A 26,533-nucleotide genomic window follows, 5' to 3' on the forward strand; every position below is an offset into this window, starting at 1 on the left:
GCTCCTATCTTGCTTGGGCACTGGCTTTTAAAATCATGTATTCCAGAGCATTTTGAAAAGACACATTGGCTCGCCACATCTTCTTTGCTTCTAAGAGATCTTCCAGTTTCTTGCGACCTGCCTCGCTTCCAAGTTCCTTGGCCAGCAAGACTTCCAAGACTTTAAGGGCCTGCTCCTGTTTATCCTTGTCCTCAACCAGTTTAGCCAGCTTGGCCACTTGGAGATAAGCCTGATTCTCATTGGTCAGGGCAGCTTTGACAAATCGCTGACTCTCACTGACCAGCTCAAAGAAAGACCTGTTGGAAGCCAGCTGATCGGCTTCTTCCTGGGTCTGGCTATAAGCAGCCAGTAACTCAGCCTGACTTTTGATCAAGCCAGACTCTTCCAGCTGGTACTGGAGAGTGGCCTGATTCTTCCGAAAGTGGAAAATCTGCGTTCGGCTCTTGATAGTAGGCAAAATCAGATGCTCATCGGCCGTCAAAAGAAAGATGTAAATCTCACTTTGGGGCTCTTCGATGACTTTGAGGAGGGAATTAGCGGCATTGACGTGCATCTTATCTGCATCACAGATGATAAAGACCTGTCTGTTGCCTTCCATACCGCTCTGTGAAAAACTTCTCACCAGCTCACGAATGCGCTCCGTTTTGATAATACCATTCACTGGCCGCACAACCGTCACATCCGAAAATTCCTCACTCTCAATCAAGCGACAAGCCCGGCAAGTACCGCAGGACCAAACTCCCTGACGATTTTCACAAAAGAGACTCTGTGACAAGGTCAAAGCCATGGCAAAACTAGAAAAATTTCCTGAAAATAAATAAGCATGATTGAGCCGCCCTGCTTCCAATATTTGCTGAAAAGTTTCTGTAAGCTTGGGCTGAGCCTGACGTAAATCTTCTACTGTCATTTTTCTTTGATAAAACGTTCTTTAATAACTGCCAAACTGTCGGCCACGACTTGCTCCAGCGGCTGACTAGCATCTATCTTGACGAAACGTTCTGGTTCCTTTTCTAAAATAGTCAGATAGCCTTGGCGCACGCGCTCGTGCAAGTCGAGACCTTCCAGATCCAAACGATTGACTTCGCGCTCCTTATTTCGAGCAATGCGAGCCAGACCGTCCTTGACATCAATATCGAAATAAAGGGTCAAATCCGGCTTGAGTCCATCAGTCGCAAACTGGTTGAGCCATTCCACATCATCAACTGCCAAGCCCCGGCCGTAGCCTTGATAAGCCACCGAGCTATCAATAAACCGATCTTGCAAGACCCATGTCCCTTGCTCTAGGGCAGGCAGAACCTTCTCCGCCAAATGCTGACGTCGGCTGGCAATATAAAGCAGCAACTCCGTCTTAGCATCCATGGCTGTATGCCCCTTATCCAAAATTACCTCGCGGATTTTCTCAGAAATAGCGACACCGCCAGGCTCTCTCGTCGTCAGCAACTCACAGCCCATCTCGTTCAGCTGAGGAAGCAAAGCCTCTAAAACACTGGTTTTCCCAGCACCTTCTGGCCCTTCTAGCGATATAAAAACACCTTTTTTCATCGTTTTCCTTTTACATTCATTCTGCCAATAGATGCAGAAATTCCTATTTTAGTCTATGCTTTATTGTACCAAAAATTATCCCAAAAGCCCATAGAAGAATTTCTCGAAAAATATTTCATATTATTTTCAAAAATGAAAACTTTTGATAAAATAGAGTCAGAAAATTCTTAGGAGAGTCTGATGTTTAAATTTAAAAATATACTGGCCACCATTCTGGGGGCTGGAATTTTTTCTTTTGGGATTCATTATTTGGTGATTCCTTTTCACTTGTATGAAGGCGGAGCAACGGGGATCACCTTGATTGTCTACTACCTGTTCAAGATTCCTGTATCAACCACCAACTTGGTCATCAATATTCCACTCTTTATTCTCGCTTGGAAATTACTGGGAAATCGCACCCTTTACCTCAGCATTTTAGGCACCTTCTCGGTATCAGCTTGGCTTAAACTATTCGAGTTGCTACCTGCCTCCAAACATTTACAAGACTATTTCTTTTCTTCCTTAGATGGCGACGTCTTACTGGCCTGCCTTGGAACGGGGATTATTCTTGGAGTTGGTCTAGGCATCATCTTCAATGCTGGGGGAACGACTGGTGGTACCGATATCGTAGCTCGTATCTTCAATAAATATACCAGCATCTCCATGGGCCGCCTCATGCTGACAGTGGACTTTATCGTGATCTCTCTGGTTCTTTTAGTCTTTAAAGATCTACGCATGGTTTCTTATACACTCATGTTTGTCTTTATCACCTCTCGTGTTATTGACTTGATTGCTGAGGGTGGCTTCGCTGGCAAAGGCTTCCTGATTGTCACCAGCAAACCAATAGAACTAGCTGAAGCTATCAATGAAAAACTTGGAAGAGGGGTTACTTATCTGCAAGGACAGGGCTTCTATAGCAAGCAAGATTTGCAAATCGTTTATTGTGTTGTCTCTCGTAACGAAATGCAGCAAATGAAGAAACTCATCAATGACATCGATCCGTTTGCCTTTACAACCATTACAGAAGCCCATGAAATCTTAGGAGAAGGCTTTACCTTAGACTCTAACAAACAGCCTATCGTCAAATAAATTAATCCTATACAAAAAGACTTCAGAATGTACGAGCATTCTGAAGTCTTTTTTAGTCTAAGTTATTCAATAATTGAATGAGAGTTTCAGCTGAGCGCTTCCCTGCTTCTAGGATAAATTCATCAAAAGTGATATTGGCATCATGGCTGGCTGTATCGCTCATCGCACGAATGACCATAAAAGGCAATCCAAGAGAATGGGCGGCTTGAGCAATGGCTGCTCCCTCCATCTCGACTGCCAAAACATCAGGAAAATGCTCCTTAATTTGGTCAATTTTGTCCTGTCCAGCGATAAAGCTATCTCCCGTCGCAATCAAGCCAACTCGGCTCGTCTGCTGGGTCTTTTCCAGCACTGCTTTCATCTCCTCAACCAAGTAGCGACTGGCCTCATAGTAGAGGGGTTGCCGTGCCATTTGACCATAGTCATAGCCAAAAGCTGTCACATCCACATCATGGTAGACCAAACGATCTGCCACCACTACATCTCCGATTTCCAAGCCTGAAGCTACTGCTCCAGCGGAACCCGTATTGATGACCGCCGTCACCTCAAAATCATTAGCTAAAACAGCCACACTCATGGCTGACATGACTTTGCCGATTCCACTTTCCACTAGGACAACCTCATGATGGCCAATCCGACCAGTATAATAAACATGCCCTAGGCGCTGGTGTTTCTCAGCCATCTCCAGATACTCTACCAGCAGCTTCAACTCCTCAGGCATAGCCGCGATAATTCCGATTTTCATGATTTATTCTTTCCTTCTTTATATTAAAAAGAGGGAGAGGAAACAGAGTTTCATTTTCTCGTTTCCGTCACTCCCCTTCTTTATCATAGCCAAATAATGGCCGCAATTAATCCAATCAAAAGAAGCACAATCCAGAACAGGATTTTGTTTAACTTAGCCTGAAAAATACTTCGTTTTTGATTTTCGATTCGACGACTTTTGATAACTGTCGGTTCAACTTCAATCTGCAGAGTATCCTGATTGACAGCTTGCCGTGGAGCAGCATAGCCGAAAGTTCCTTTTCTAGCAATAGAAATGACCTTAGTTTCTTCATCGTCCATCAGCAAGGGACCATCAATATGTTCTCCACGATTGGCCCGCTCAATGATTTCATCTGTTAATAAAGCTTTTCCCATTGATCTACGTTCCTATTTATTCATTTTTTTGTTGCCAGTACTGAAGAGCCATGATGGTCTTGGCATCGCAGATGTCACCGCTTTTCAGCAACTGCTCCGCCTCCTCCAGGCTGACCTCAAAAAGTTCCAATGTTTCATCTTCGTCTTGGGGACGAGGGTTTTCGACCTTTGTCAAATGGCTGGCGCTGTAGAGTTTGATTTTCTCATTGCAAAAACCGATGGCAGAGTAGAAATCATAGATCAACTCCAGCTGTCCAGTGTAGCCCGTCTCTTCTTCTAATTCTCGGAGGGCGGCCGCTTGGGGATCTGCATTCTCTCCTAGCTCCAACTTCCCAGCTGGAATCTCGTATGAAGTCGCTTCAATGGCCTTGCGGTACTGCTTGACTAAAATCATCTTATTTTCCGGGGTGATAGCAATCACAGCCACCGCCCCATTATGAAAAATCAAATCCCGTTGGGCTTGGCCTTTGCCCTCAGGCAGCTCTACCTGATCCTGAACCACTTTAAAAATCGGCCCCTGATAAATTTCTGTACGTTGAACGGTTTTTTCTTCAAATTCCATGACTAAACCTACTTATTTTGAGGGTGATGAGGAAGACACTTAGCATAATCTTCCTTGTTAATCTGACGGCCACGTCCCAGAGCAATGGCATCTGCTGGCACACTCTTTGTAATAGTCGAACCTGCACCAACCAATGAATTATCACCCAACTCTACTGGAGCAACGATAGTTGAATTGGAGCCGACAAAAACATTATTCCCAATCAGCGTCTTATACTTATTCTGCCCATCGTAATTGGCCGTAATTGTACCAGCCCCAATATTGACATTGGCTCCCAGCTCAGCGTTTCCAAGATAGGCTAAATGGCCAGCTTTAGTGTTTTCACCTAGCGAAGACGCCTTGACTTCAACGAAATTACCGACATGGACATCCTTGGCCAGACTAGAACCTGGACGGATATGGGCATATGGCCCAACCGTCACACCGTCTGCCAAGCTAGACTCTTCAATCATCGAGTTTGTAATGACCGCTCGCTGACCAATTTCTGAATCTACAATATAAGTCCCATTGGTCAGGATCGTCTCTGCCCCAATCTTGGTTTGACCTTTCAGAGTCACATTGGCTTCGATTTGAACTTCAGGCGCGATTTCTACATCAATATCGATATAGGTCGCATCTGGATTGACAAAGCTGACACCGTTAATCATGTGCTGCTGGTTAATCCGGCGGCGCATAATGCTTTCAGCTGTCGCCAAAGCCACGCGGTCGTTGACACCGAGACTTTCGTCAAAGTCTTTCAGCGTATAGGCGCCAACTTTTTCGCCATTTTCACGGAAAATTCCAATCACATCTGTGATATAGTATTCTCCCTGCGCATTGTTGGTATTGATATTTTTGAGAGCCTCAAAGAGACGGGCATTGTCAAAGACATAAGTCCCTGTATTGATTTCCTTGATTTGCTGCTCAAAGTCAGAAGCATCTTTTTGCTCAACGATTTTTATGACTTCTCCGTGCTGATTGCGCACGATCCGGCCATAGCCAAAAGGATTGTCCGCTTCAGCAGTCAGGATTGTCGCAACATTCTTGTGATTGATATGAAAATCAATCAGGTTTTTCAGGCTTTCTCCCGTAATCAGGGGAGTATCGCCAGCAATAACTAAGGTTTGACCAGTTAGATTTTCCAAAACAGGCTCAGCCATCATGACCGCATGACCAGTTCCCAGCTGCTCGGTCTGACGGACAAACTCGGTCTGATCTGCCAAGACTTGCTCGACCAGCTCTGCCTTGTGCCCGATAACAGTAACAGTCTTCTCAGGCTCAATCGCACTGACACTGCGGAATACGTGCTCTAGCATGGAAATCCCTGCCACCTTGTGCAAGACCTTGGGTAAATCGGATTTCATGCGAGTACCCTTACCCGCAGCCAAAATAACAGCATAATTTGTCATAAATGAACTCTTTTCTCTAAGATATTACCCTTATTATACCACTAAAAGATATTTTTTTAAAATGCTAATTGCAGAAGCAGGGAATCGCACTTAGAGAAAAAGGTTTATAGACCAAATCACTCTGCTCAATTCTCAATCTGCTCCATCCAGACCAATTCTTTAAACTTCTTCTAGCGGACTAAGAACATTTTTTCTTCGTTTATACTATCTTTTGATAGCAGCGAATGATCAGCAAATTGTTCTCCTTAAACACTATAGGACCATTGTTTCTATTGTCAAAATTTTGACAGCGATTATACACTTAAAATTGATATTAAAAAAAATATTTGCTATAATGACATAAAATCAAATGTTTACCCCTGCCTTATGAAGCGCAGAAAACTCTATAAAGCTACTAGGACAATACTATTATTAGGTGATTCATTTTGGGATGATACGATCCAAGGATTGTGAACTCCACTTCCTAATTTTCTTTTTTACTTAGCCAATTATATATTTAAAGTTGTAAGGAGATGTTAGTTATGATCTTTACTAAAAATCGCAAGAAGAGAGATGAATACTACCAACAGATTGACAGGATCTATAATAACGATAGTATCATCATTAGCTCAAAGTTACGGGAAGAGCTCCTAAGTAGTGCCAAAGGGCTACAGAAGGGGGACCAAATCAGTTATTTGGCATTTAAGTTGTATCCTTTTGTATGTGACGAGGTGCTCAAGAATAAGTCTAACGAATTGATTGCATTCAAAAAATACCTTGAAAAAACAAGATGGAAATATTATTGGGGAAGTGTTGCTTGGAATGGCATTTGTTAGAGCATAAGTTGCAACTGGCACTTTTGAAAGCATTCAAGATGAAGACACAAATCATCTTCCAATATGGTATGATGATCAAAAACTCATAGAATCTCCAAGTGGAGCTGTTAGTCTAGCGACTTACAGTTCACACTAGTTGAGGCTCTATGAGTTTTTTTCTTGTACGATATTTACAATATAGCCATAAACAAGAGGCTGGGACTCTTTTGTCCCAACCTCCTGAATGTAGGTACTGTTAGTTCACTAAAGCGGGCTAGAGCCCCATATAAAGTGTTTTGTGATCAGCTACAATCTAAGCTCTCACAGATATAAACGGTGAACCTTCTGTATTATCTTCAGGCGCTCCGCTCTTGGAACCAAAGATATAATCCACTGAATACCAACCGTTATTATTAGCATTATAAGGATCATAGACCTGGGTTTGGCCATTTTGATAGCCTCTTAAGACTATCTCATGGGTAACAGGATAGCTAGCAAAGACGCTATTACCAACAGCCGCCATGACATGATGACCTGCTGCCAAAGCTTCTTTAAGGGCTGCTGATGAATGCAAGACATCTGTTGTCAGTCCCCAGTTCTGTGCTCCTTGGACAATACCCTTACTTGACGTTCCAAATAGACCATTTTTGTTAAAGGAGTCTGTGTGATGATAAAGGTAGTCCGCTACGGTTGTTGGTAAAACAGTTTGACCTGTAATACCAGAAATAGCCATTGCTAATGTAGTAGGAACACAGCCAGTAGCTGCTAAATTATATTTTCCATAATATAAACCAGCCCATCTAGGATCACGTTGTGAATAATAAGGCGTATCATAAACTCCTCTGTTGACCGTTGTAGTCGTTCCACCAACGCCTACCAAACTACCATCATTTTGAACATAATAGAGATGAACATTGTATTCCCCAGTAGAATACTTATGACTAGAGGTGCGTACTAAAGCCTTATAGCTACCATCCGCTTGCTTTTGAGCCCGATACCAAACAATGTCATCCTGACCATTAACACTTGACCAAGTCGGCAGGCTAACTTCCCTGACTCCTTTTGGACTATAAACATTGGTCACTACAACTTCGAATGTGCCTAATCGAGGATTATTATTTTTAATGGTGATTTGACCCGTTGGCTTAATGTGTTCTGAAGCTACATTTGCTGTTGTCTTCGTGCCTCCAACCCCAACCATACGGCCGTCATTCTGAACATAGTAGAGGTGGATATTGTATTCGCCTGTAGAATACTTGTGGTCACGTAGATTGACCTGTGCCTTGTAAGTACCATCTACTTGCTTGACTGCTGTGTACCAAATAATGTCGTCCTGACCATTAGCACTTGACCAAGTTGGCAATTTGACTTCCTTGACACCATAAGCATTCTCAACTTCAGAAACTACCACTTCAAAGGTGCCTGTCTGTTGATTGTTGTTCTGGATGGTCAGCTTGCCTTTGGGAGTTCCTAGAGATACGGTCGTCTTGGTTCCTCCAACTCCGACTAACTGGCCATTATTCCCTACATAATAGAGGTGGACATTGTACTCACCTGTAGAATATTTATGGTCGCTTGCCTTAATATTCATCTTGTAGGTACCATCAGCTTGCTTGACTGCTCGATACCAGATAATATCGTCCTGACCATTAGTGCTAGACCAAGTTGGCAGAAGCACTTCACGAACTCCCTCTGGACTGCTCACTCCGCTCACGACAACATCAAAACTACCTGTTGTTGGATTGTTATTGGCAATCGTGAGAGTTCCCTTTGGTTTAGCGACAGAAACAGTGGTTGTTGTTCCACTAACCCCAATCATCTGGCCATTATCTTGAAGATAGTAGAGGTGGATATGATACTCACCTGTGGACATTTTATGATTACGAGCTTGAATGCTAGCTCTGTAGGTGCCATCGGACTGCTTGGTGGCTGTGTACCAAACAATATCATCTTGGCCTTTATCACTAGACCAAATCGGCAGATGCACGCTCTTGACGCCAAAAGGACTGACAACATCAGACACAACAACATCGAAGCTGCCAGTATCCGGGTTGTTGTTCTCAATTTTCAAGCTTCCTTTAGGCTTGGCTGCTAAACTGAATTGGGTGCCTGCTACACCGACTAATTGACCGTCATCTTGGATATAGTAAAGATGAACAGTATAGTCTCCCAAAGAATATTTGTGATCGCGAGCCTGGATACGAGCCCTATAGGTGCCATCAGACTGTTTGATTGCTGTATGCCAGACTAGATCATCTTGACCTTTATCGTTAGACCAAGTCGGCAGTTTGACTTCCTTGACACCAAAAGGATTGGAAACGTTAGAGACAACGACATCAAAGCTACCAGTAGCTGGATCGTTGTTTTCAATTTTCAAGGTTCCTTTAGGTTGAGATAGGCTAACTGTTGTTCGAGTGCCACCTACACCAACCAGCTGACCGTCATCTTGAATATAGTAAAGATGAACATTGTATTCGCCTGTTGATTTCTTATGATTTACTGCTTTGACGGTTGCCCGATAGGTACCATCCGCCTGCTTGACTGCTGTGTACCAGATCAGGTCATCTTGACCTTTATCACTGGACCAGGTCGGTAACTTGACTTCCTTGACGCCATAAGGACTAGAAACACCAGAAACAACAACATCAAAGCTGCCCGTATCTGGATTATTGTTTTCAATTTTCAGCATTCCTTTAGGCTGAGCCTTAGAAACTGTAGTCGTTGTACCACCTACACCGACCAACTGGCCATTATCCTGAACATAATAGAGATGGATATTGTACTCACCTAGAGAGTTCTTGTGGTGGGAAGCTTTGACTGTGACAGTGTAGTTGCCATTGGTCTGGCGCTGCGCCTCATACCAGACTAGATCATCTTGACCATTGACACTAGACCAAACAGGAACAACAACCTTTTTCACACCATAAGGATTAGAAACTCCTGAGACAACAACATCGAAACTGCCTGTGTCTGGATTATTATTGACAATATCAATTTTTCCTTGTGGTTTGCCAATGGTAACAGTTGTTTTTGTGCCGCCTACACCGACCAACTGATTATCTTCCAAGAGATAATAGAGATGAACATTGTACTCACCTGTAGAATACTTGTGGTCACGAGCTGTAACGCTAATTTTATAGGTGCCATCCACTTGTCGTTTAGCATCGTACCAGATAATATCATCCTGACCATTCACGCTAGACCAAGTTGGTAGAGCGACTTTTTTGATAGGCTTAGGGGATGAAATGTTGGTTACATGCACATCGAAGGTACCAGCATTTGGATCGACATTTGTAATATTGATAGTTCCTTGAGGCTTGTCATCAACTGCACGAGAAACTCTCGCTTTTGGATCAGATTCTGGCTTTGTTTCTGCCTCTTGTGGCTTATCAGAAGCAGCTGTCACAGATCTAAATGAAGCTCTCCCTGAAGAAATGTTTTCAGAAGGGACTGATGCCAAATCGTTCTTAGGCTGTTCAATTGACGAGTTACCCTCCTTTTCAGAGGAACTTGAAGCGACTTTTTCGTCTTTGCCTAAAGAAGCCTCAGATACACCACTATCTTTCTTTGTCTCAGAATCTACTTCTAAAGGCTTGCTAGCTAGATCAGACTGTTTGCCAGCATCTCGATTGGTCACAGCAACCGAAGGCTCCGTTTGCTGTCTATCATTTGCTGCTTGATTTGTTTCGTCAGCAAAAACGCTATTAGCACTGGCTGCTAATAAAATAGCTGTACTAGCTAGATAAACTAATCCTTTTGTTTTCATACGCTTTCTCCATCCTTTTTAGAGTTGCACACCTTTATTGTAGCATAATAGGACAATTATTACAAATTGGTAACAGATTTGTATCGTTTAATCCAAAACTGAATCGAAACCTATTCTTTCTATTATGTAATTCGTAAACAAAAATAAAAAGAGCTGGGAAAGACCAAAAAATAATTCATTTTTGATCTTATCCCAACCTCTTCCTCTTTAATGTTCTGTGATGTATTTATAAACTTCTTGGCCTGCGACTGCTCCGTCTCCAACCGCTGTGGTGATTTGGCGCAGGTCTTTCTGACGGACATCACCAATGGCATAAATGCCAGCAATAGCCGTTTTCATATGTTGATCCGTCACAATCCAGCCAGCTTCATCGCAAATACCCAGATCTTTGACAAAGTCGCTAACAGGATCTAGGCCGACATAAATAAAGACGCCACCAAAGTCTGACTCGCTGCTTTGTCCTGTTTTGACATTTTCAAAAACTACATTGGTTACTCTGCGGTCGTCTCCTTTGATTTCTTTTACGACGGAATCCCAGATGAAACTAATTTTTTCATTGGCAAAGGCCCGCTCCTGCAAGAGCTTTTGCGCCCGCAATTGGTCACGACGGTGAACAATGGTCACAGACTTGGCAAAGCGCGTGAGGAAAATTGCTTCTTCAACGGCAGAATCGCCGCCTCCGACTACTAAGAGATCCTCATCACGGAAAAAAGCACCATCGCAGACCGCACAGTAGGAAACGCCGCGGCTATTGTATTCTTCCTCGCCAGGAACTCCTAGATGACGATGGTTGGCGCCAGGAGCCAAAATCACTGTCTTGGTTTCAAAGGCTTCATCCTCAGTAATGATTTTCTTAAAGTCGCCATGGTCTTCAATCTTTTCAACCTGACCAAATAGATGCTCTACACCTAGATTTTCTAAGGGTTCAAACATTTTCTCAGCCAGCTCTGGTCCACTGATACGAGCATAACCGGGATAATTTTCAATCTCCGCAGTATTATTCATCTGGCCGCCGTAAATTCCGCGTTCAAGTAGGGCCACTTTAAGATTACTTCTAGCTGCATAGAGGGCTGCTGTCATTCCCGCAGGACCAGCTCCAATAATCATTGTATCGTACATCATCTTTTTCCTTTCTCTTTGTTGTAACTACTGTTATTCTAACAAACTAACTAATCTTTTACAAGTATTTAAGCTTTGAGAACAACCAGTAAGCCAAAAATCGCAAAAGACAAAATTGGAATCGTCATAATTGTAATCAAAAGAAGATCGTAAATTTGGCTTTGACCTACCGCAAGCGTCCGATCCTTGCGACCGAGCCGCTGCAATAAAAGCCACAAACCATCGGCAAGTCCTACCAGAATCGTCGTATAGATGAGACTTTGGATATAGAGAGAAAAAATCTTAATTAACATGTCAACTCCTAAATAATCAGTTGCCTTAAAAAGGTTTTAGTCGAAAACAAACCCAGCTGGTCTAGCCAACTGAGCTTTCACTTTTTCTATTATATCAAATATAAGTCCGTTTGTAACTAGCAAAGAATTCTTTGGTTCTAGCTTCCTTGGGATGATTGATAATCTCCTCTGGACTGCCTGACTCGATAATATGTCCCTTATCCAAGAAAAGCACCCGATCTGCCACTTGGGAAACAAAAGATATATCATGGCTGACCAGAATCATGGTTTGCCCTGCTTTGGCAGCGTCGGCAATGGATTTCTCTACCTCACCGACTAGCTCTGGGTCAAGGGCTGAAGTAGGCTCATCTAGCAAGAGAACATCTGGCTTCATGGCCAAGGCCCGCGCCAAAGCCACACGCTGTTTTTGACCGCCTGATAAATGCTTGGGATAATGATTCTCACGATCAGACAGACCCACCTTTGCTAACTCTTCCTTGGCAGTTTTAGTCGCTTCTTGGTCAGACAAGTTCTTGACTACCAGCAGACCTTCCTTGACATTTTCTAGAGCCGTCCGACGGGAAAATAAATTGAACTGTTGGAAAACCATGGCCAATTTTCGACGCAGAGTCAAAATTTCATCTGGTGAAATAGTTGAAAAATCCACCTTGAAGTTATCAATTTCAATCCTTCCGCTGTCTGGCTGCTCCAGATAGTTAAGGCTGCGCAGGAAGGTTGATTTACCAGCACCTGAGGAGCCTATTAGAGCAATGACTTCGCCTTTTTGAATTTCCAAACTCAGATTATCCAAGACCTTTTGGCCAGAAAATTCCTTACTTAACTGGGAAATTTTAATCATCAAATTCTACCTCCTTGCGCTTGCTCCATTTTGTCCAGATTGGCTGGCGCCTTGATATCCATAGCTTTTTCAATCGCACGACCGATTTGCTCAATCACGATATTGACAATCCAGTAAATAATCGAAACGGAAATAAAGCGCTCAAAATAACGATAATCCGAGCCACCGATAGCCTGAGCTTTGGCAAAGACTTCTACAACGCCCGCACTAAAGGCCAGAGATGTTCCCTTGGTCAAGCCGATGAGGGAGTTAATCAGAGTCGGTGTTGCCACAACTGCCGCATTAGGAATGATGACCCGCAGATAGACTTGACGATTGGTCATGCCCAGACTGCGAGCCGCCTCAATCTCACCCGCGTCCACCGAAAGAATGGCTGCCCGAATCGTCTCGCTGGCATAGGCCGCTTCATTGAAGGAAAAGGCGATAATGGCAAAGACTGAGGCAGGGATGGCATTGATATTAAAGGCCGTCCCATATTTTTGATTGATGGCTTTCAGCAGGAGCGGAATCCCAAAATAAGTCAACATGAGCTGAACTAAAAGGGGCGTCCCACGGAGGAAGCTCACAAAGACAGACTGAATAGGATATAGAATTCTCGTGCGGTTAATCTTGACCACTGCAAAAATCATGGCCAAGATGATGCCAAAAAATGCCCCACCCAGCGTCAACAAAAGTGTGACAGGCAAGGTTTTCAGAATCGCTGGAATGGCATCAAAAACAGCCCGCAAACTAAATAATTTGCCGTCTGGAAGGAGCTTCAAGAGCTCTTCATACCAGTTTGCAGCTAGGATATAAGTTGTAAACATTTCAATTACTTCTCTTTCTCGATAATGCATTATTCTATCATAATTTGGCCCAGATGAAAACTATTTGGCATCAAGAATAGGTAATCTTTAAACATTTAATAGATAGCTGGGAAATGACAATAAAATAGACCAGTAATCCTAGTCTATCATAGTTTCACTGGTCTTTAAAATATAATTTTTCTATATCGTCCATAGAAAGAATTTATAGCTAAAAAGTCTGGCGCTTAGCCTTGCGTTCTGCCCGACCACGTGCGCGGTTCTCAGCTCGCTTGGTCTTGCGGCGTTTTTCATTGACTGCCCATTGGATTTTCTTCTTATAGCCTGGCTTGATTTTTTTCTTTTTCTTCTTGACCAGACCAATCATTTCTGTGTCCAGCTTTTCCTTGGTCTTCTCCCGATTAGCTCGGCGATCCCGGTCGTAGGTATCTTGAAATTCGCCATTTTTGATCATCTTAGGAGTAAACTTGATGCCCAGCTTTTCCAACTCACGAATATCGGAGTCGTCACTTGGTTGATAGAGGGTAATGGCTGTGCCGGGAAGGCCATTCCGTCCCGTCCGACCAACCCGATGGACAAAGAAGGACAAATCCTGCGGAATGGCATCATTGATGACATGGCTAACGCCCTCGATGTCAATCCCCCGAGCCGCCAAGTCCGTCGCTACGATGTATTCAAAATCCAGATTCTTGACCTGATTCATGATACGCTTGCGCTCCCGCGGCGGGATGTCACCGTGAATCTTAGCTACTTTTAGCCCTTGCGCAGTCAGATAGACCTGCAATTCATCCGCCCGAGTCTTGGTATTGACAAAAATCATCGCCAGATAAGGCTGGAGGATCTGACTAATTTCATAAATCTGGGCATTCTTATCCCGTCCCTTGGTTGACAGGAGCCAGTTATCAATGGTATCGGCGATCACTGTCTTGGTCTTAATCTGCTCCATGACCGGATTAGATAGGTATTTTTTCAAGAAAGGTTGGAGCTTCTGCGGAATGGTAGCCGAGAAGACTAAAAACTGCAGGTCTTTAGGCAAGCGGGCTGCAATCCGGTCGACCGTCTCCAAAAAGCCCATGTCAAGCGTCATATCAGCCTCGTCCACGACAAAGGTATGAGCCTTATGGATAGCCAAATCACCTGACTCAACCAAGTCATAAATCCGCCCCGGCGTTCCAATGACGATATGAGGCTGGCTAGACTCTAGCTTTCCAATCTGACGAGCCTTGTCAGTTCCGCCGACATAGTTGGCCACTCGAATTTCTTGCTCCGAAAAGCTAGCTAGCTGACGAGCTGCCTGATAGATCTGAGTTGCTAATTCTCGGCTGGGTGCTGTAATCACTGCTTGGACACTATCAGCCTCTTCGTCCAGCTCTTGGAAGATAGGCAGCAAGAAGGTATGGGTTTTACCTGATCCCGTTTTGGACTCCCCAACCAAGTCTCGGCCAGATAATACCACCGGAATCAGCTTTTCTTGAACCTCTGTTGCTTCCACAAAGTTCAGGTCCTTGAGAGCTTCCTGAATATAATCTTTAAAGTTAAATTCTGTAAATTTCATTTTTTCCTCTGTTTACTCTTAATCTTATCCATTATACCAAAAAAATATCTTTTCTGCTCGGCTCAGGACAAGAAAAGGCGGGCTTACACCCACCTTCATATTACAAATATAGAATGGCCAAAGTCAGCAAGCTAGCTAAGAGACCTACGCCCCAGAAAAAGAAGTCGACCTTCCATTCGCTCCAAGGCTGGCCATGACCAGAAAAGCCACCAAGCTCAAAGTGGTGATGGACTGGCGTCATACGGAAAATCCGCTTACCACCCGTCAGCTTGAAATAAGTCACCTGCATCATAACAGAAGTCGTCTCAAAAACATAGACGATTCCGATGAGAAGCAAGGTCCACTCTTGGTGCAAGGCAATGGAGAGGGCTGCAAGCATACCGCCCAAAGCAAGACTCCCCACATCCCCCATAAAGATTTTAGCTGGCTTATGGTTAAAGACAAAGAAGCCTAGCAAACCACCAATCATGCTGATAATGACAATCAGAAGGTCAAAGCGCTTCTGCTCCAGAGCAATTACTCCGTAGGCCACCAAGCTGATCGCAACAGAGATACTAGCCAAGCCATCAATTCCGTCGGTCAGATTGACAGCGTTGGAGAAACCAACCAGCCAAAAGAGGACAAAGAAGATATAGAGGAAGCCTAGCTGCACTGGAATCGTAAAGACATTGAGAGAGTCACCTGCCCCGTGCTGATTGTAGAAGAAGTAAAAGATAACTCCCCCTACCAGCTGCAGAGCTAGTTTCTGCTTAGGATTCAAGCCTTCGTTGATCTTACGGAAAACCTTGAGGAAATCATCCAAAAAGCCAACGATTCCGTAGAGAACCAAGATAAAGAGAATCATAATCAAGCCGTTGGACAGTTGTTGGGAAAGCAAAGCTGTCACAAAACTAGCCAAAACAGAAGCAACCAGAAAGACGGTTCCCCCCATCGTCGGCGTTCCAGCCTTAGCCTGATGCTGCTTAACATCCTCGTGCATTTGCTGGCCTGATATATGAGCCTTGTGATAAAAACGGATAAAGGCAGGAATCCCAACAAGCGTTAGGATAAAGGTCAGAATTCCTGCAATAATTGCTGTTAACATGCTAGTCTCCCAATGTAACGGTTATTTTTTTCAATTTTTTCAGGTCTGTATTGACCTTCTCCTTCTGCTTGACAACTTTTGAGCCTTTGCCTTTAAAATTGACTTCCAGCCCTTGCCATTCAGCAAATTGCTCCACATTTTCCTTGGTCCAGCCATACATATCCGGCAAATCTTCAAAGTTATCACTTAAAATCAAAATCTGTTGATTGGCTTTCAGTTCTTGGCCTTCTTTTACAGAAACCTTCTTGATTTCACTGCCTGTTCCTAAGATGACTGGCTGTACCAGATTGCGGCGAAGCTCGTCAGCCAAGCCTCCTGGGCTGATTTGATTTTTCAGCTTCAGTTGCTTGGTCAAACCATCGATAGATGGCATTTTATAGGTTGTTTCTTTTTCAACCAATTCCAAAGCAGGACTATCTCCAGTCAGATTTAAACTGTCTTTAAGCGCCACAGCTTCTTCCAAGACTGGATTGACAACTTCCTGCCAGAAAAGAGGGGAGAATTTCTCTTCGGGCTGCTGAACAGTGACATACATAATGAAATCTGGACTTTCTGCCGGCGTCATGGCTACTACGGAGTAAATGTTATTATTCTCCCCTTCCAAATAGCCCTTATCTGTCGCAATTTGGGCTGTTCCGGATTTTACGGCCACATCTTGCCCAGCAACTTGGATAACCGGCTCACCACCGATATTCAGGGTTCCATAGTAAGGAACGGTTCCGACCTGAATCATATAATTTCGAGTCGTTTTCGCTGCTTTTTCTGAAACTGGATGACCGACAATTTCTGGCTGAGATTTACGAGCGCTACCCGTTTTTGAGTCATAGATGGCAGAGATAAATTTCGGCTCTAACATGACACCATCATTTGACACAGCTGAAAAGGCACGTAGCATCTGTACTTGGGTTACCCCAATCCCTTGTCCGAAGGAACTCATGGCAATGGTTACAGCATTATCTGCCGGCAGGGCACCATATTCTTCATAGCCCATCCCAAAACGAGTCGGTAAGCCAAATTTGAACTTCGATAGATAATCGATCCACTTGGCATTGCCCATATCCTGCTCAATGCGTGTCATACCAACGTTACTTGAGAAAATAAAGCCTTGAGCATAGGTCAGGACTTGTCCTGTTGCTAACCCCATGTTCACATCCCAGTCGCGGATGGTAGCATCTGCAATCTTATATTCTGAGCTATCGAATGTTCCATTTGGGTTAAAGCTTCCATTATCAATCGCTGAAGCCAAGGTCATAACTTTCATCGTTGAACCAGGCTCATACTGCGTCTGGTAAAGGAAGCTATTCCAAGTTTTCAAATGATCTACATTCAGGCCCTCTTTGGTATCCGCATTATAAGTCGGACGCTGGGTTGTTGCTAAAATCTCGCCTGTCTTGGCACTGACCAAAGTCGCACTGACAAATTTTCCTTTAGCTGTTTCTTGGAAGGCATCCATCCGCGTTTCCAAGTATGTCTGTAGCTGGGCAGAGAGGGTTGTATACACATCTTTTCCGTCTTCTGTCTTAACAGAAACTTCCTCTGAACCTGGGATGATGTTCCCTTTACTGTCTTTTTCATAGGTAACCAGGCCATTCTGACCACCTAAGATACGGTCTAGCGACTGCTCCATCCCGGATTTCCCTACAAGCGTCTTATTGCCGTCCTTATCCTCTTGCATCTGAGCTTGACCGATGAATTGCGAAGCAAAGATACCGTTACTATAGCTACGGTTAGGGCTGGTTGTGAAGCCGATTCCCTCTATCTTCGCTTCCTCCATGGCCTGACGGATAGAACTCATGGTGCTGTAAGTAATCCCGTTCCCTTGAGAACCAAAAGAAACCTGTTTTAGATCCTTTTGCGAAAGTTGCTGTTTAACATAGTCCTTATCTATTCCTAGATGTTGATTAAGAATCTCAGCAACCTTTTCATACTGGGATTCCTCTACATAGAGGACCTTGCCAGCGGCAGATTTATAATTTTTATCAATAACAGCATAAATGTTATAGGTCGTTGCATCTTCAGCAATCGGGACACCGTTGCGGTCATAGATCGTTCCTCGCTTGGCAGCAACGACGACCGTCTTTTGGTGCACTTGCTTGGCACCTTTTGACAAATTAACACCGAATTTCTGATCTGTTCCGATAATGGTCGCAAAATTAATCAAGAAAATGAAAAAAAGAAAGACGGCTAAGGCACTCATGCTTTTTCCCACTCTTCTTCGATTGTATTCGGGTGTCTGTCTATTTTTTAAAGCATATCGCTGAATGTTTTTTAAAAATCTATTACTCATTGGTTGTACTCACTGTCTTACGATTTCCTTTTTGGAGTTTCATATCCTGAGAGCTGGCCAACTGGGACAGCCTTTCATAACGTGTCAATTCATTCACTTCTTGCTTAATATTATCCAATTCAGCCTGCTCTGACTCAATCTGAGCATTAACTTCAGTCAAATCATGATTGACCTGCAGCAGCTTGGTCTGCATAAACACGATACTGACTGCAAGGATAATCGCTGTTAAAATAATGGAGCCATAGAAGGCTTTTTCGACTCGAGAAAATTTCCGAATCCGTTTTTGAATAGGGTGTTGCTTTCTTTCTGCCATGAAACTTACTCATGCACCTTCCTAGCCACGCGCAATTTCGCAGAATGAGCGCGATTATTGGCTTCTAATTCTTCTTTGCTTGGTAAAATGGGTTTGCGTGAAACTAACTCCAGCTTAGGCTGCAAATCCTCTGGAATGAAGGGTAGGCCTTTGGGAACATCTACGGTTGAAGCTTCTTTAAACAGTTGCTTGGTCAGGCGATCTTCCAGCGAATGAAAAGTAATCACTGAAATACGACCACCTACAGCCAACAAGTCAATAGCCTGCTGAATGGATTCATCAGCCGCCCCCAACTCGTCATTAACTTCAATCCGAATGGCCTGAAAAATCTGTTTGGCTGGATGACCTTTTTTCTTCAGTTCCTTAGCAGGTTTGGCCGATTTGATAATCTCCGCCAGCTCTGTCGTCGTTTCGATAGGCTTAATTTCTCTCGCCTGCTCGATCTTACGGGCAATCTGCTTGGAAAACTTATCTTCGCCATATTTGAAAAAAATACGGACTAAGTCGTTATAAGGATAGTGATTCACAACTTGGTAAGCTGTCAAGCTAGCTTCTTGATTCATCCGCATATCCAACGGAGCGTCCTGTTTATAAGAAAAACCACGCTCCCGCTCATCCAGCTGCGGACTAGATACCCCCAAGTCGTAACAAATTCCATCAATCTTCTCGACCCCTACTTCATTCAAACGAGTCTTGAGATTGCGGAAATTATCCTTGATAAAGGTCACCATGCCCCGCTCAATATAGGGAGCCAAACGTTTTTTGGCATTGTCAATCGCAGTCTGATCCTGGTCAAAAGCATACAAATGCCCCTTGTCACCCAGCTTACTCAAAAGATACTCGCTGTGACCAGCTCCGCCCAAGGTCGCATCAACGTAGATGCCATCTGGCCGAACATCAAGCTGGTCAATCGTTTCGTGAAGAAGTACAGTAATGTGATAAAATTCTTTTGTCATATCTTATCTATTATATCACATTCATGTATAAAAAAAAATCTAAAAGAATATATCAGCTTTTGATAGGCTACCTTATAGCTTTTGCAAGTCACTTTTAGAAATCTACCACTTAGCTTACCAGCTTCTACCAGTCAGCGAAAAGGCCTTGCGGGCATGCCACATTTTGCTATAATTATAACTACCAATGCATTGCGAATTGGAATTCTTTCACATTTCGAAATTGATTCGTCCCCAAAGGAGATTTATTATGAAACTTGCTTTCAGAAATAGACTATTTGCCTCTATCAGTCTGTCACGGATCTTTAATATCCTAGGCTCTTCTATCTACAACATCGTTTTTATCGTATTTGCTTCTAGCATGCCCCAACCTAAGTTTGCCGTCGGTATTGCTAATTTTATCGTTCTTGTTCCTACCTTTTTCACAGTCTTTGTCGGGATGAAAGCTGATAAAACCCTTCAAAAAGCTCGCTGGCTTATTCATCTAGGTTATTTGCAGGCCTTCCTCTTCATTTTGGTCGCCCTCCTAACAAAGTCTGCCTCCTACCTAGCCTTTGCTACCGTCTGCTTTCTCAATATCTTTTCTGACATTATCAGCGACTATCGCAGTGGCTTACAGATGCCTATCTTACAGAAAAATATAGAAGAGAAAGATTTGATGGAAGCTTACTCTTTCACTCAACTTCTCACTTTTTTAGGAAATTTTGCTGGGCAAGCCTTGGGCGTCTGGTTACTTAGTATCAGCCAGCAGAATTTCGCTATGGTCGCCCTCATCAATGCCCTCTGCTTCCTACTTTCCTCAAGCACTCTCTATCTGATTCGCCAAAAACTCACCCATGATGCTCCTGCTGTTGCAGAGCAAAAACTTCCTTTCAAGACTCAAATGAAAGACCTTTACCAGAATGTCCAAATGATTTTTGAACAAGAAAAAATCGGAAACTTCCTGCTAGTGCTGCTTCAAGTCCTCCTCTTAAACGCATTGGCCGGCTCTATCATGGGACTCTACAATCTCTATTTATTGGATCACCCGTTTTGGGGGCTAAACCTGAGCCAGTCTCTGCTAGTCATCGAGTCCTGCACAGTGCTTGGGATTATCTCTGCCAGTGCCTTCTCAAATGATTATTTTTCCAAGCTCTCCCTGATGCGACTCGTCGTTTGGTGCTCGCTAGCTCTCCTCCTCTTAGGCATCAGCAATTTACTCCAAGCTCCTGCTCTCTTAGGAATTTTCTTTCTGACCTTTCTCATGTACATCTCTGGAAAAATCAATCCTAAAATCAACAGCATGCTGCTGAGTAAACTTCCTCCAGAAGTATTAGCCCAAACCTCCAACTTTCTCACTATGCTCTTTTCCTTTTCCATTCCGCTAGGAAGTATGATTTTTACCAGCCTTGGTCTGTGGAATATGGGAAGCGCTTGGTTGGTCTTCTCTCTGCTTGGTGGTGTCTGCCTTCTACTCAGCCTCAAAAACAACTAGAGTAAAAACCGTCGCAATTCCATACAAAAAAGAGGCTGGGACAAAAGTCCTAGTCTCTCAATTGTCTTTGGATTGTCAAACAAGACGCAGTGGTTAAGTGGGCTCTACTACGCTGATTTCATCAGCTTTTACAGCCCTACTCAACTGTGCGGAGGTGGGACGACGAAATCGAATTCTAACGAATTACCGATTTCTGTCCCACTCTCTTACATATTTTTCAATCTTTCTATCCGATCAGAAATTGGTGGGTGAGTGTAAAAGAGCTTTTGCAAGCCACCCTTCTTCTTAGGATCATTGATATAGAGGGCTGCGCTGGCGTCATCTACATGGTGCTCCATGGGCTGGCTATTGTCTAACTTCAGCAGGGCATTGATCATGCCCTTAGGATTGCGGGTCAGCTCAACACTGGAAGCGTCTGCCAGATACTCACGTTGACGGGAAATAGCCAACTGCACCAATGTTGCAGCAAGCGGCGCCAAGAGAAGAGCTAGCAGAGAGACAATCATCAAAACAATTCCTAAGCCATTGTCATTGTCCCTATCGTTTCTTCGACGGCCACCACCGCCAAACCACATCATGCGCCCAGCCATGCTAGACAGCATCGTGACAGCACTTGTAAGTGCCACTGCAATCGTCGAAATGCGAATATCATAATTGCGAATGTGACTGACTTCATGTCCCATTACACCTTCAAGCTCTTCACGATTCATGAGGGCAAGCAATCCAGTTGTAGCAGCCACAGCCGCATTCTCAGGCTTTGACCCAGTCGCAAAGGCATTGGGTGAGGCATCTTCTACGATGTAGACCCGAGGCATAGGGATCTGAGCCACCATGGCCATATCCTGCACAACATGGTAGAGTTCAGGCGCTTCCTGCTCGGAAACTTCCCTCGCACCATTCATTGACATGACAATCTCTGTAGACTGAAAAATCATACTGATAGCATAAATACCACCGATGATAAAGGCGATGGCCATCCCACCAAAGGGAGAATCGAGCCAAAGATAGCCGACAGCAGCACCAATCAAAGCTAAAAGAGCAAAGAAGGCGACGAGGAGAACCCAAGTACGCCTTTTATTGCTGGCAATTTGGTCAAACAACATAGTGGCCACCTACCCCAAATCGCTAAAATCCACTTTAGGAACAGCCTTTTCTTCCTCCGGTGTTTTCAAGAAGTCTGCTGCTTTAAAGCCAAACATACCTGCAATGACATTGCTTGGGAAAGTTTCCATTTTAACATTGTAGTTGCTGGTTACTGAATTGTAAAGCTGACGAGAATAAGCAATCTTATTTTCTGTATTTGTCAACTCTTCCTGAAGTTTCAAGTAGTTTGTATTTGCCTTAAGGTCTGGGTAATTTTCAGCAACCGCAAAGATACCAGAAATCGAACGAGTCAGGGCATCACTAGCCTCCATAGCTTGGGCAGGTGATGAGGCAGCAGCTACTTGGTTACGCAATCGAGTAACATTTTCCAAGGTTGATTTCTCATATTTTCCATAACCTTTGACCGTCTCCAAAAGGTTGGGAATCAGGTCATTTCGGCGCTTGAGCTGGACATCAATCTGACTCCAAGCTTCCTGAGTCTGCATACGGCTTTTAACAAGACCATTGTAAACAGAAATCACGAAAATAGCTACAACTGCCACAACTGCAATAATAATTAAAAACATGGACATAATAAAGATACTCCTTATGATTTGATTGCACCTATTATAACAAAAAAAGCTCAACCTGTCTTTCTTGACATGTCATCTAGTAAAAGAGCTTTAGCTTGAGTAATATTCAAACACCAAAATGGTCAAATATCTAGAGCAAACTTCTTCACTTTTCTAGAAAATAAACTCTGGAAATCAGGACAAGTCAGTATCTAATCCTTGGAAACGCAAGAAGCTGATAGGCAGCAGCACCTTGCCTCGTTTTATGATATAATAGAATGAATACTGACAAACAAGGATGAAACTATGACACCGCAAGAATTTTACCAGCTACTAAGCCAGCAGGAAATTGAGCTGACCGACCGCCAGAAAGACCAGTTTGAGCGTTATTTTGAACTCTTGGTCGAATGGAACGAAAAGATCAATCTGACAGCTATCACTGAAAAAAATGAAGTCTATCTCAAGCATTTTTTTGATTCAATTGCGCCCGTTTTGCAAGGCCTGATTGATAATCAAGAGCTCAAGCTGCTGGATATCGGAGCTGGTGCAGGCTTTCCAAGCCTTCCTATGAAAATCATCTGCCCTCAGCTGGATGTGACTATCATTGACTCGCTCAACAAACGAATCAACTTCCTCAAACTGCTGGCTGAAGAGCTGGAGCTGGAAAAGGTTCACTTCTACCACGGTCGTGCAGAAGACTTTGCTCAGAACAAGGCTTTTCGGGCTCAATTTGACCTAGTCACCGCCCGTGCAGTTGCTCGGATGCAAGTCCTGTCTGAGCTGACCATTCCTTACCTAAAAGTTGGCGGGAAATTGCTGGCGCTCAAGGCTTCTAACGCCCCCGAGGAGCTAGAGGAAGCAAAAAATGCCTTGAACTTCCTCTTTAGCAAGGTCCAAGACAACCTCAGTTATGCCCTACCAAACGGCGATCCCCGCTTTATCACAGTGGTTGAAAAGAAGAAAGAAACTCCCAACAAATACCCCCGCAAGGCCGGTATGCCAAATAAAAGACCATTGTAAGAAGAAAACATTCGTCAGTCTTGTCAATAACTTCCAAGACATCAATTTGGGCAATGCCATCTATGATGATCGAGTATTTAAAATTTTATACACCAGCTATTATCGAAAATCTTTCATGCTTTTCAAGCCTCTCACAATCACTATGCTATAAATCAACTCTATCTTTTGGTATAATAAACTCAGGAAATTTCTATTAGAAAAGGACATTTTATGAAACTCATCTCTTGGAACATTGACTCTCTCAACGCTGCCTTGACCAGTGATTCTGCCCGCGCTCAACTCTCTCAAGCCGTCCTTCAGACCTTACAAGCAGAAAATGCGGATATCATCGCTATTCAGGAAACAAAGCTTTCCGCTAAAGGACCGACTAAAAAACATCTTGAGATTTTAGAAGAGCTCTTCCCAGGCTATGAAAATACTTGGCGCTCCTCCCAAGAGCCAGCCCGCAAAGGCTATGCTGGAACTATGTTTCTCTACAAAAAAGAGCTGACACCCATCGTAACCTTCCCAGAAATCGGAGCTCCTTCAACCATGGATGTCGAAGGCCGCATCATTACGCTGGAATTTGACGACTTCTTCGTCACTCAGGTCTATACGCCCAATGCTGGCGATGGTCTCAAACGCTTGGAAGAGCGTCAAGTCTGGGATGTCAAATACGCTGAATACTTGGCTTCACTAGATGAACAAAAACCAGTCCTCGCAACTGGCGACTACAATGTAGCCCACAAGGAAATCGACCTGGCCAATCCAGCCAGCAATCGCCGTTCACCAGGCTTTACTGATGAAGAGCGTGCTGGTTTCACCAACCTGCTGGCTAAAGGCTTTACCGATACCTTCCGCCACTTGCACGGCGATATCCCTAACCAATACACTTGGTGGGCGCAACGCAGCAAGACTTCTAAAATCAACAACACAGGCTGGAGAATCGACTACTGGTTGACCAGCAATCGCGTGGCTGACAAGGTGATTAAGTCTGATATGATTGACTCTGGTGCACGGCAAGACCACACTCCGATTGTCATGGAAATTGAACTTTAAGGAGGAATCCGATGGACTATCAGGCTGTTATCCCCGAATTTATGGTATCTGACCTCGAAAAGTCGCGCCACTTCTACTGCGACTTGCTGGGATTCTCTGTCGAATACGAGCGTCCCGAGGAGAAATTTCTCTTCCTTTCGCTTGAAGACTGCCAGCTTATGCTAGAAGAAGGCAGCGCAGAAGAATTAGCCCAACTGACCTATCCTTTCGGGCGTGGTGTCAATATTTCTTTTGGTATTGAGGACGTCCCTCGGCTCCACCAAAAACTGCTGGAAGCTGACTATCCCATCCATCGTCCGCTGACGAAAAGAGAATTTCGCGTAGGAGATAGCTTTATCTACCCACATGAATTTGCGGTTTTGGATCCAGATGGATATTTCCTACGATTTAGTGAATAAGAAGAGGCTGGGACAAAAGTCCGACCTCAAATATAAAAAGCGAACAAAACTAGTTTTCTGGTAATCAGAATTCTGCTTTGTTCGCTTTTCGCATTTAATTATAGATTTGAAGGACTTAATAATTAAGATTTTTAAAAATTGAAATCTTTTTGTCCCAACCTCCTCAATTGTCTTTGGATTGTCAAGCAAGACGCAGGGGGTGAGTGGGCTCTACTACGCTGATTTCATCAGCTTTTACAGCCCTACTCAACTGTGCGGAGGTGGGACGACGAAATCGAATTCTAACGAATTACCGATTTCTGTCCCACTCTCTATTTACAAGTAAATTTCTCAAATCTATCTAGACTATCAGAGGGTATTTTGTAGTGGAAAGCGTCCAAAATTCTGCTCCGTCAGTGCGGGATTGCCCAGCTGATAAACCTTGTCAGCCTGCTGGGTCAAACTATCCCATGGCTCCTTGCCAATTCGGCTAACCAATTCAACTTTTCCCTTAAGCTTGGACAAATGCTGGCGCCCCTGTTCGGAAAAGCCTAAAATATGAACACCTGACGGAAATTCTTCTTGTCTAGCTCCGACCAGGATATAGGTCAGCAGGCGTCGAACACGAGCCTTGGTATAGCGCTTGGTCGCCACCTGCTCGACCAGCTCTTCTATGGTCTCACTGCTTTTCAGAGCCTCCTTAATCCGAACAGACAACTCCTGATTGACCTGATAAAAATCTGTCAAATCAGGACAGGTCATTATCTGGTAACGGAGATAAGGAAAGAAATCCGACCAAGTCACCTTGGATGCCATCTCAATCAGCTCATGAGCTGGAGTGAATTTTTTGAGAAAGTCCGGCTGATCCAGATTCTGGCGAAGAGCCGTTGCGGAGGCAAATTCTTGATCAGCTGACAAGGAATGATAACCAGCCCCCTGACGTTGAATCGGGCACAGCTTTATAGCCTTTCCCGCCACAGCCTTGGCATAGGCCAAGCCCAAGATATGATTGGGAGTAGAACCTGAGAAATTAAGCCTTGCAAACTCCTGCCACATGGCCTGAGTCTTTTGAGGATAGGATAGGGAGTCAGGCAAGCCAGCTAGATAAGCCTCCATCTGCTCTGCCTTTTGGCCATAGATTCTCGAAATACTCTCGTAGTCCAACACTTCCTCAGTTCCAAACATTAGATGATTAATGCCCAGCCTCTCTAAGATGTCTACTGCCCCCTTAGCGAAAAAGTCCGCCGCCTGAACGCTGACCAAGAAAGGCAGCTCAAGGACCAAATCCGCTCCAGCTTCCAAAGCCATCTGTGCCCGAGTCCACTTATCCACGATAGCTGGCTCCCCTCGCTGAACAAAATTGCCACTCATAGCGATAATTTTCAGACCAGAAGCCTGCTCCAGCAGATATTTGTGCCCATTATGAAAAGGATTGAACTCCGCGATAATACCGGTGACTGTCAT

At 44.0% G+C, this 26,533-nt stretch carries 26 protein-coding genes; 7 read left to right on the forward strand and 19 right to left on the reverse strand.

What is annotated here, in order from left to right:
• Positions 1 to 4: 4 nt before the first annotated feature.
• The gene (locus tag D8790_RS07640; protein ID WP_125388181.1) at positions 5 to 907 is read right to left on the reverse strand and encodes a DNA polymerase III subunit delta'; all 903 of its coding nucleotides are present in this window, start codon (positions 905 to 907) and stop codon (positions 5 to 7) included.
• Positions 904 to 1,542, reverse strand: coding sequence for a dTMP kinase (tmk, locus tag D8790_RS07645; RefSeq protein WP_125388182.1), 639 nt, complete (start codon positions 1,540 to 1,542; stop codon positions 904 to 906). Before tmk ends, D8790_RS07640 begins: the two co-directional genes overlap by 4 nt.
• Positions 1,543 to 1,722: 180 nt before the next feature.
• Between tmk and D8790_RS07650 the strand changes: the two genes are divergently transcribed.
• Positions 1,723 to 2,610, forward strand: coding sequence for a YitT family protein (locus tag D8790_RS07650; protein WP_125388183.1), 888 nt, complete (start codon positions 1,723 to 1,725; stop codon positions 2,608 to 2,610).
• 52 nt (positions 2,611 to 2,662) lie between these two features.
• Here D8790_RS07650 and D8790_RS07655 read toward each other — a convergent pair whose 3' ends face one another.
• From D8790_RS07655 to glmU, 4 genes are all read right to left on the reverse strand, one after another.
• On the reverse strand, positions 2,663 to 3,355 hold the full coding sequence (locus D8790_RS07655) for a 5'-methylthioadenosine/adenosylhomocysteine nucleosidase (protein ID WP_125388184.1): 693 nt from the start codon (positions 3,353 to 3,355) through the stop codon (positions 2,663 to 2,665).
• Between the two features lie 83 nt (positions 3,356 to 3,438).
• Complete coding sequence (macP, locus tag D8790_RS07660) at positions 3,439 to 3,750, reverse strand: cell wall synthase accessory phosphoprotein MacP (protein WP_045500835.1); 312 nt, start codon at positions 3,748 to 3,750, stop codon at positions 3,439 to 3,441.
• 16 nt (positions 3,751 to 3,766) lie between these two features.
• Positions 3,767 to 4,312 (reverse strand): NUDIX hydrolase, encoded by a 546-nt coding sequence (locus D8790_RS07665; protein ID WP_125388185.1) that lies wholly within the window; start codon positions 4,310 to 4,312, stop codon positions 3,767 to 3,769.
• Between the two features lie 8 nt (positions 4,313 to 4,320).
• Positions 4,321 to 5,700 carry a bifunctional UDP-N-acetylglucosamine diphosphorylase/glucosamine-1-phosphate N-acetyltransferase GlmU gene (gene glmU, locus D8790_RS07670; RefSeq protein ID WP_125388186.1) on the reverse strand — a complete coding sequence of 460 codons (1,380 nt, stop codon included), beginning with the start codon at positions 5,698 to 5,700 and terminating at the stop codon, positions 4,321 to 4,323.
• Positions 5,701 to 6,221: 521 nt separating this feature from the next.
• Here glmU and D8790_RS07675 point away from each other — a divergent pair.
• Positions 6,222 to 6,515, forward strand: coding sequence for a bacteriocin immunity protein (locus D8790_RS07675; protein WP_125388187.1), 294 nt, complete (start codon positions 6,222 to 6,224; stop codon positions 6,513 to 6,515).
• A 292-nt stretch (positions 6,516 to 6,807) separates the two neighbouring features.
• On the opposite strand, the gene D8790_RS07680 is transcribed toward D8790_RS07675, so the two are convergent.
• From D8790_RS07680 to rsmH, 10 genes are all read right to left on the reverse strand, one after another.
• The gene (locus D8790_RS07680) at positions 6,808 to 10,260 is read right to left on the reverse strand and encodes a GBS Bsp-like repeat-containing protein (RefSeq protein WP_125388188.1); all 3,453 of its coding nucleotides are present in this window, start codon (positions 10,258 to 10,260) and stop codon (positions 6,808 to 6,810) included.
• A gap of 207 nt (positions 10,261 to 10,467) precedes the next feature.
• On the reverse strand, positions 10,468 to 11,379 hold the full coding sequence (gene trxB, locus D8790_RS07685; RefSeq protein ID WP_125388216.1) for a thioredoxin-disulfide reductase: 912 nt from the start codon (positions 11,377 to 11,379) through the stop codon (positions 10,468 to 10,470).
• A 68-nt stretch (positions 11,380 to 11,447) separates the two neighbouring features.
• Positions 11,448 to 11,672, reverse strand: a complete 225-nt coding sequence (locus D8790_RS07690; RefSeq protein ID WP_045500825.1) for a DUF4059 family protein — start codon at positions 11,670 to 11,672, stop codon at positions 11,448 to 11,450.
• Positions 11,673 to 11,766: 94 nt separating this feature from the next.
• Positions 11,767 to 12,510, reverse strand: coding sequence for an amino acid ABC transporter ATP-binding protein (locus tag D8790_RS07695; protein WP_125388217.1), 744 nt, complete (start codon positions 12,508 to 12,510; stop codon positions 11,767 to 11,769).
• The gene (locus tag D8790_RS07700; RefSeq protein WP_125388218.1) at positions 12,510 to 13,316 is read right to left on the reverse strand and encodes an amino acid ABC transporter permease; all 807 of its coding nucleotides are present in this window, start codon (positions 13,314 to 13,316) and stop codon (positions 12,510 to 12,512) included. Before D8790_RS07700 ends, D8790_RS07695 begins: the two co-directional genes overlap by 1 nt.
• Before the next feature lie 208 nt (positions 13,317 to 13,524).
• Positions 13,525 to 14,868: a DEAD/DEAH box helicase gene (locus tag D8790_RS07705; RefSeq protein WP_005591838.1), complete on the reverse strand. Its 1,344-nt coding sequence runs from the start codon at positions 14,866 to 14,868 to the stop codon at positions 13,525 to 13,527.
• A 100-nt stretch (positions 14,869 to 14,968) separates the two neighbouring features.
• Complete coding sequence (mraY, locus tag D8790_RS07710) at positions 14,969 to 15,952, reverse strand: phospho-N-acetylmuramoyl-pentapeptide-transferase (RefSeq protein ID WP_048764978.1); 984 nt, start codon at positions 15,950 to 15,952, stop codon at positions 14,969 to 14,971.
• Position 15,953: 1 nt separating this feature from the next.
• Positions 15,954 to 18,239 (reverse strand): penicillin-binding protein PBP2X, encoded by a 2,286-nt coding sequence (pbp2x, locus tag D8790_RS07715; protein ID WP_125388189.1) that lies wholly within the window; start codon positions 18,237 to 18,239, stop codon positions 15,954 to 15,956.
• Positions 18,232 to 18,552, reverse strand: a complete 321-nt coding sequence (gene ftsL, locus D8790_RS07720; protein ID WP_005591835.1) for a cell division protein FtsL — start codon at positions 18,550 to 18,552, stop codon at positions 18,232 to 18,234. Before ftsL ends, pbp2x begins: the two co-directional genes overlap by 8 nt.
• Before the next feature lie 5 nt (positions 18,553 to 18,557).
• On the reverse strand, positions 18,558 to 19,508 hold the full coding sequence (rsmH, locus tag D8790_RS07725; protein WP_125388190.1) for a 16S rRNA (cytosine(1402)-N(4))-methyltransferase RsmH: 951 nt from the start codon (positions 19,506 to 19,508) through the stop codon (positions 18,558 to 18,560).
• A 247-nt stretch (positions 19,509 to 19,755) separates the two neighbouring features.
• On the opposite strand from rsmH, the gene D8790_RS07730 reads away from it, so the two are divergent.
• Positions 19,756 to 20,979, forward strand: coding sequence for an MFS transporter (locus D8790_RS07730; RefSeq protein WP_125388191.1), 1,224 nt, complete (start codon positions 19,756 to 19,758; stop codon positions 20,977 to 20,979).
• 72 nt (positions 20,980 to 21,051) lie between these two features.
• Positions 21,052 to 21,231: a hypothetical protein gene (locus tag D8790_RS10925; protein WP_260470281.1), complete on the forward strand. Its 180-nt coding sequence runs from the start codon at positions 21,052 to 21,054 to the stop codon at positions 21,229 to 21,231.
• Here D8790_RS10925 and htpX read toward each other — a convergent pair.
• Together htpX and D8790_RS07745 are read right to left on the reverse strand one after the other, a co-directional pair.
• A complete protein-coding gene (gene htpX, locus D8790_RS07740; protein WP_125388192.1) occupies positions 21,186 to 22,082 on the reverse strand; it encodes a zinc metalloprotease HtpX in 897 nt (298 codons plus the stop codon). The genes D8790_RS10925 and htpX overlap by 46 nt on opposite strands.
• A 9-nt stretch (positions 22,083 to 22,091) precedes the next feature.
• On the reverse strand, positions 22,092 to 22,649 hold the full coding sequence (locus D8790_RS07745; RefSeq protein WP_045500951.1) for a LemA family protein: 558 nt from the start codon (positions 22,647 to 22,649) through the stop codon (positions 22,092 to 22,094).
• A 291-nt stretch (positions 22,650 to 22,940) separates the two neighbouring features.
• Here D8790_RS07745 and rsmG point away from each other — a divergent pair, with 291 nt between their 5' ends.
• The 3 genes from rsmG to D8790_RS07760 all read left to right on the forward strand — a co-directional run bounded on the left by rsmG (position 22,941) and on the right by D8790_RS07760 (position 25,090).
• A complete protein-coding gene (gene rsmG / locus D8790_RS07750) occupies positions 22,941 to 23,654 on the forward strand; it encodes a 16S rRNA (guanine(527)-N(7))-methyltransferase RsmG (RefSeq protein WP_125388193.1) in 714 nt (237 codons plus the stop codon).
• A gap of 210 nt (positions 23,655 to 23,864) precedes the next feature.
• Positions 23,865 to 24,692 carry an exodeoxyribonuclease III gene (locus D8790_RS07755; protein ID WP_125388194.1) on the forward strand — a complete coding sequence of 276 codons (828 nt, stop codon included), beginning with the start codon at positions 23,865 to 23,867 and terminating at the stop codon, positions 24,690 to 24,692.
• Between the two features lie 11 nt (positions 24,693 to 24,703).
• Positions 24,704 to 25,090, forward strand: a complete 387-nt coding sequence (locus D8790_RS07760) for a bleomycin resistance protein (RefSeq protein WP_125388195.1) — start codon at positions 24,704 to 24,706, stop codon at positions 25,088 to 25,090.
• A gap of 348 nt (positions 25,091 to 25,438) precedes the next feature.
• On the opposite strand, the gene D8790_RS07770 is transcribed toward D8790_RS07760, so the two are convergent.
• Positions 25,439 to 26,533 (reverse strand): nucleotidyltransferase, encoded by a 1,095-nt coding sequence (locus tag D8790_RS07770; RefSeq protein ID WP_125388196.1) that lies wholly within the window; start codon positions 26,531 to 26,533, stop codon positions 25,439 to 25,441.

This window comes from Streptococcus cristatus (genome assembly GCF_003943535.1).
Classification (GTDB): domain Bacteria; phylum Bacillota; class Bacilli; order Lactobacillales; family Streptococcaceae; genus Streptococcus; species Streptococcus cristatus_L.